This window comes from Gardnerella vaginalis, from assembly GCF_001546485.1.
In the GTDB taxonomy this organism is placed as follows: Bacteria; Actinomycetota; Actinomycetes; order Actinomycetales; family Bifidobacteriaceae; genus Bifidobacterium; species Bifidobacterium vaginale_D.
On the sequence record NZ_KQ956860.1, the window covers coordinates 25,153 to 32,441 of the forward strand.

General features: G+C 45.5%; 4 protein-coding genes. All 4 read right to left on the reverse strand.

Annotated features, from left to right (window positions below):
* Positions 1 to 24: 24 nt before the first annotated feature.
* Positions 25 to 1,437, reverse strand: a complete 1,413-nt coding sequence (locus HMPREF3208_RS03690; protein WP_064347298.1) for a dihydroorotase — start codon at positions 1,435 to 1,437, stop codon at positions 25 to 27.
* Between the two features lie 82 nt (positions 1,438 to 1,519).
* Entirely contained in the window at positions 1,520 to 2,785 is a 1,266-nt protein-coding gene (pyrB, locus tag HMPREF3208_RS03695; protein WP_064347301.1) for an aspartate carbamoyltransferase, read from the reverse strand.
* Positions 2,786 to 3,267: 482 nt separating this feature from the next.
* A complete protein-coding gene (locus HMPREF3208_RS03700; RefSeq protein WP_064347303.1) occupies positions 3,268 to 6,672 on the reverse strand; it encodes a bifunctional [glutamine synthetase] adenylyltransferase/[glutamine synthetase]-adenylyl-L-tyrosine phosphorylase in 3,405 nt (1,134 codons plus the stop codon).
* A 223-nt stretch (positions 6,673 to 6,895) separates the two neighbouring features.
* Positions 6,896 to 7,289 (reverse strand): LPXTG cell wall anchor domain-containing protein (locus HMPREF3208_RS03705; RefSeq protein ID WP_155639963.1); only part of this gene is annotated, 394 nt, incomplete at its 5' end.

Sequence of the window (7,289 nt, forward strand, 5' to 3'; positions counted from 1 at the left end):
AATGCAAATAATCTGTACAGAAAGTCACATTCTTGAGAACGCGATTTCAGAACCAATAATCGTTGCTACTGGTCTGCCTGTAAGCTGCCAACCGTCAAAAGGCGTGTTTCGAGCTTTTGAATGGAACGAATTCGCATCAACCGTCCAATTTTCGCGCATATTAATCAACACCAAATCAACATTTTCAGGATGCTCAGTAATACTCAAGTGCAGTGTTCGCTTGTTTGCGCATCGCGAGGAAACGTTCAACAAAGCCGCAATATCAGTAGGTCTTCTGCTCATTAATTGCATCGGATTTACCGACATTAATTCAATCAAATGCTTATCATCCGTGTACCCTGCATCAACCAAAACTTTGCGGCACACACCGTACGCGCACTCAAGCCCAATAATTCCGTTAGGAGTTTTTGCGAAATCTCCCGACTTTTCTTCCGCAGTGTGAGGCGCGTGATCTGTTGCAATCATGTCGATTGTGCCATCTGCAATAGCAGCGAGCGTTGCTTGCCTATCTGCTTTAGAACGAAGCGGCGGATTCATTTTTGCCATTGACCCGTACTTCAGCACATCCTCATCACACAAAGCGACATAGTGTGGAGCTGTTTCGCAAGTAATTGGCAAGCCCGCCTTTTTCGCTTTACGAATTGCTTCAAAAGCTGCCGCTGTGCTCACATGCTGGAAGTGCACGTGCACTCCAGTTTCTTTAGCAGCATCGATATCTCGCTGAACGATTGCAAGCTCTGTTGAAGCCGGAATTCCACCGACCCCCAGCATTTTTGCAACAGGACCAGCGTTCACAGCTCCCGTAGTATGATGCTCGCAATGCTCAACGAAAGGCAAACCAGTTTTCTTTGCCATAGCCAAAACGTCTCGCAAAATTGGTTCTGGAACTGCAGCACCGTCGTCACTTATGGCAGTAATCGGATGCTTTTTCATTGGGGACGTTTTTTCGTCGTCGCCAATTCCTGCAACATACTTTTTCCAAAGTTCAATATTGCTTGGTGCTAAGCCCTCGCGTCCCAAAGATGCGCACACGCTTACATCGTAGCGAACTGACAATTTTACGCCATAAATACAGCCATAACGTTGCAAATAGTCAATAACATTTTCTACATCAAAAGGAGCATCATCCCAAGGCTCGCCGTCAACTGCAGGAATTGTGTTCGGCATAATCAAAACCTGCGTGTAACCACCAGCCGCCGCAGCCTCACTACCAGTCATCATGGTTTCTTTAGCTGTTTGACCTGGATCCCTAAAATGCACGTGTGGATCTGCAAAGCCGGGAGCAACCACCCAATCGCTTGCATCAATATCGCCAGTAACGCGCGCATTTTGCTCAATAAGGGCATCCTGACGAACGCCGTCCACAACAAGATCAATACGTTCGCCAGTATCCCACACAGAGATATTGCGCAAAGTTAAGGTGCGTGCTCCGTTCATATCACTCCTAGTTTTGCGTAAAATTATGATGCAATTTTATGATGATGTAATTTTTATAGTAAATTTTACTACGTTCACACTGTTAGGCACGCGCTTCTTCGTCGCAATACATACAACGATACTCATGTCTATCGGATTCAGCTTTGTAGAATTTACGTTTGAGAGTTAGTTCACTATTAGTTATGCAACGAGGATTTGGGCACTTAAGATTTTCAGGTGCGTTCTCGTCAGTTGTGTGCACGCGAGGATCTGCTAAGGAAATTCCGTGTGCATCAACTGCTTGCAATTCGTCTTCTGGAACGTTCACAAAATCTGTTGGCTCGTAGCCGCAAAGCTCGTCGCCAAGAACGGAACTTTCCAAAGCCATGCGCATCAGCATACCGTTTTTAACCTGCTCAAAGTATGCTGCACGCGGGTCGTCGTCAACATCAACCGCGATTTCGTTAATACGCGGAAGTGGATGCAGCACAGGCATATGCGACTTTGCTTTCTGCAATTTTTCTTCCGTTAAAATGTATGTGTCACGAAGTCGCAAGTATTGCTCGCGGTCTGTAAAACGTTCTTCTTGCACGCGAGTCATGTACAGCACGTCCAAGCCGCCGATTACTTCCATCAAGTCGCGAGTTTCCTCATACGTACAAAAAGGAGTGTCGTTAATGCGGTCAATAACATATTGTGGAGTTTTCAGCTCATCCGGGCTAATCAGCACAAAATGAACGTTTCCAAAGCGGCACAATGTTTCGATAAGCGAGTGAACTGTGCGACCGTAAGTTAAGTCGCCGCACAAGCCAACAGTAAGATTATTTAACCGACCAAATCGCGCAAGAATCGTTGCTAAGTCTGCAAGAGTTTGCGTAGGATGCATGTGACCACCGTCACCTGCGTTAATAATAGGCGTGCTCACAGCTTGCGTTGCTACGAAAGCAGCACCCTCCTTTGGGTGACGCATAGCGACTACGTCAACATAATTTGAAACAACTTTTAAAGTATCGTTTACCGTTTCGCCTTTGCTTGCGCTAGAAAGTTGCGCGCCTGCGAATCCGATTACTTTTCCACCCAAACGCAACATTGCTGTTTCAAAACTTAAGCGAGTGCGCGTGCTCGGCTCATAAAAAAGAGTGGCCAACACTCTGCCATCGCAAGTGTGAGCCACTTCTTTACGGTGCGAATCAATGTATCGCGCTTTATCTAAAAGCATTCGTATTTGCGCTGTGGAAATATCATCCAACGTAACAACGCTTTTGCCTGTTAAAGAATTTGCAATTACGTCACGAGAAAAAGTTTGATGCAAAGAATGAGAAGAATTAGATGAATGAGAAGAACTAGAAGCGTTCATTGCGTTCGTCATAAATATCGCTTACCTTTCGCTAGTTGGCAAGACGGCCGCGACTGTACGCGACCTACGTAATACTACTGATGAGCGTTGACGAATCCACGCTCCCGGAGTGGCGACATACTAGCATTTTCTGCATCTTGAGTAACAAGAATATTAAAGGAACTCATTACAAGCCCTTTTCTAACTCAGCAAAAACATCCGCATACGGGCGTGCTAAACCAGAAACTGACTGCTTATAACTATGCATAAGTTTTGCAGCAAAATCAGTAGATAATAATTCATCATTTTCTTCTAAATTTTCACTACTGACTGCTTGTTTTATAGTTGCAGAAGCATCAGCATAAAAACTGAAGAATTAGCTCTTTCTTTTACATCATTACTTATTACTGCATTTTTCACTAAAATCACCTCCCATCCTGTAGATACAACGTAAAGCAAAGAATACAACAATAAACGTAAGCCGGCGAAAGATGACGAGATTCACTACAGCAAAATTAGCGACCGTAGAAAAGACGAGACATGATTTCGCGGCACTGACGCATGGTTGCTAGAAGATCGTTTTCAAAAACGCGACCCTGGTTCGGCTCGTAGCCAAGATAAGTGGCGATTCCGCCCAAAGAATACGAGTCTGTTGGAATCACATCCGCGCGAGACATTGATCCGGACCACAAGAAATTCGCGTTGCGCACAGCAGAGCACATATGCCAGCAGCGCTCCAAAATTTGAGCATCCTCATCCTCAATTAAATGCTCAGATTGCAAAGCTTTTAAAGCTTGCATTGTGCCAACCACACGCAAGGACTTGTAAGTGCCAGCGTATTGCAATTGCAAAAGCTGAACAGTCCACTCAACGTCGCTTAAACCGCCGCGGCCAAGTTTCAAATGCCTGTCTCTACTAACTCCTCGAGGCAAACGCTCAGCTTCCATACGCGCTTTAAGCTTACGAATTTCAGCAAGTTGCGACTCACTAAGAGGATTTTTTGCGTAACGCAAGTCGTTCACAACTCCGTTAAGTAAAGCATCCGCCAATTCTTTAGAACCTGCAGCAAAACGAGCGCGAAGCAACGCTTGATGCTCCCAAGTGCTAGCCCATTGTCGATAATACTTTTCGCAAGATTCAAGACTGCGCACCAAAGGGCCGTCTTTTCCTTCTGGACGCAAATCCAAATCAACCATAATTTTTGGCTCAAGAGTAAGAGAACCCTGCAAAATATTGCGTAACACATCTACAGTTGTTTGCGCAAAACGGTGAGATGCGTCTAAATCGCAATCCTCACCAACCGGCTTATAAATTACCATCATATCCGCGTCTGAACAGAAGTTTACTTCCCTACCGCCGTAGCGACCAAGAGCAATAATCGCGATTTCAGATTGGAAAGCGCTTGAATTCGAGGCGCTCAAATTCATACGCGAAGCAGCTTCGCGCATAGACCATTTCAAAGCTGCTTCCAGAACGGCATCAAATACGTCACTCATAGCCTGCATAGACGTATCGTCGTCAATAAGCTCACACATCCAAGCTAAAGCAACGCGCTCAATTTCCTGGCGGCGAAGAGCGCGCAAAGATTGTGCAAAATCAACAGCGCTATGAGCGTAGCGAGCAACCATTGCACACGTTTGCATATCAAGACTTGCTCTATCCCTCGCAGACAACGCTTCGTCATCACCAAGCCATGTAATCGATTGCATAGACTGCATCATGGCGTCACCAAGGTAGCGCGAATTTGCCAAAACGTGGCAAAGACGCTGAGCTGCAGAAGGAGAATCACGCAAAAAACCAAGATACGTACTTTTACCGCCAAAACGCTCAGCAAGACGACTCCAAGCAAGCAAACCCATATCAGGATTCTGTCCTTCTCCAAGCCACTTCAACACGGCAGGAAGAAGAATTCTATGAATTTTAGCAGCCCTAGAAAGCCCTTCCGTAAGCGCTTCAACATGCAGCTGAGCTGCGCGAGCATCCGCAAAACCAATAGATGCAAAGCGTGCGCGAGCAGCTTCCGGTGAAAGTACGATAGGATCCGCATCAGTTTGTGCATTAATTGGAAGCATAGGACGATAGTAAATATCCTTATGCAAATTGCGGATTTCGCGACGAGCTTTATCAAAACGCTCAACTAGCTCTTCCGGGCGAAGCCGCACAGCACGCGCAAGCCTACGAATCTGCTCGTTGCTATTCAACTGTTCTGTAGAAATATTACGAGCGCGATCCAAACCGCCGTTTCCCTGAGCACCCAAATCTGGGAACAAATGCGTGCGATGCATACTCCACATTTGCTGACGATGCTCAAGCACACGCTCAAAACGGTAGTGCTCCGCCAAAATTGCTGCTTGATTTCGCGACACATAACCACCTGCAGCCAGAGCTTGTAAAGCAGAAAGCGTATCTCGCACACGAAGCGAATCATCTTCACTACCGTGCACAAGTTGCAACATTTGCACAGTAAACTCAACATCACGCAAACCACCCTTACCAAGCTTCATATCAAGATCACGCTGTGAAGCTGGAATCAGCGATTCCACACGTTGACGCATATGCTGACAATCCGCCACAAAATGCTCACGACCAGAAGCCTTCCAAATAAGTGGCTCAACCATAGTACGATAAGCTTTTCCAAGATCCGCATCCCCCGCCGCAGGACGCGACTTTAGCAATGCTTGAAACTCCCAACTACTCGCCCATTTTTCATAATATTCACGGTGAGATTCAAGCCGACGAACCAAAGGGCCGTCTTTACCTTCAGGGCGAAGCGCAGTATCAATTTGCCAAAGCGGAGGTTCTGCCGAACCCATAACAACCGACTGACATACTTTTTGTAGCACCATTGCTATGGAGGTGCCAATACGCAACACAGCATCCTGATTGTGCAAATCAGCTGGTTCTACAACATAAATCAAATCAATGTCTGAAACATAGTTAATTTCTTGCGCACCAAGCTTTCCCATAGCAATAATCGCAAACCTACATGCAGAAGAACCAGCAACCTGACTACGCGCAACAGCCAACGCAGCTTCTAACGCAGCATCAGCAGCATCAGAAAGTTTTCTACTAATATCTGGCTGAACTTCAACTGGATCAGCGCTCGATAAATCCGCCGACATAATCGCAGCAACATGTTCACGATATCGTGCGCGTAATGCAGAAACAGCTTGCGCAAAACCAAGCGTAGTAAGCGAAATTGTGTAAAAAGAATTGTTTTTTTCAGAAGAATTGTTTTTTTCAGAAGCGCCCTCTTGAGAAGTAGATTGGGCAGAAGCGCCCTCTTGAGAAGTAGACTGGTCGGAAATATTTTCTTCAGAAGCAGTTTTCAATGAAATTTTTTCAGATATGTTTTTTTCTGAAGTAACTACTGTAGCACGATAAGCTTGAATAGCAGTAAGTAAATCAGCGCAACGTTCTTCACGAGTCATAGCAAACAGATGATCAGGATCATTGGCTGCCGCTTTCATAAGATTTGGATGGATACGCATCCAGTTACCCATCGCATGAGAGGCGCCTAATACTTGCATCAAAGACACTAAAGCACAAGTCATTGGCGAATTACGCGATATTGCAGCAAGCTGAGCAATAATTGTTGGCTGAGATTGCATAATACTACGTAAAGCTTGCACTGCAGTATCTGGGTCTTCCACGCGAGCAACATATTGTAGAAGTTGTGTTGGAGTAAGAGCGCATTGATCATAGTTCTCACAGATAGCGATAATTGCTTCACGAGCTGCATCTGGACGCGCAAATCCTGCTTTAATAAGATTCCTCAATGTGAGCGCAGAAGAACCTACAGCAGAACTTACAGAAGAACTTACAGCAGAACTTACAGCAGAACTTACAGCAGAACTTACAGCATCTGCATTGTTTTCGTTAGTATAAGCAATTTCATCTGTCATATACGCACTTCCCATACCGCAACTCTACCTTGTAGTGCTGTACAATGCACATGCTTGAACCAATGCACATGCTTGAACATAAAAATGCCAGCGCAAGCTCATGGGAGAAAAGCTTACGCTGGCACGAAGGAAGCTGCTGCTGCATTTCACTTCGCATACTATGCAAAGGTTACAGCAGCAGTCAGGTTATAAATTTTTATTTCCAATAATCTTGCAGTTTGAGCTGCAAGCTACTGCTTTAGTCGCGCGAATGCTTACGACGACGAGCAATAACAACAGCACCAAGACCTGCGAAGACTGCAGCCAATTCAGCAAAGATTGAAGTCTTGGCACCAGTTTTCACAATCTTACCAGTGCTATTACTTGTATTCTTTGCAGTATTCTTTGCGGTATTGGCATCAGCATTGGCGCTATGGGAATCCGCTTGCGCAGCATGATTCGTGGCATCTTCAGCATTGGTTGTACCAGTGTTTCCAGTATTTACACTACCGGTAGTATCAGTACTTGTGTTCTGAACAGTGCCAGAAGCACCTGAACCAGCATCAGTGCCGATGGAATTGTACTTATCGAGAATGAGCTGCTTGGCATCCTGAAGCTTTCTCAAAGCATCATCAACCTGCTTCTGAGTAGCA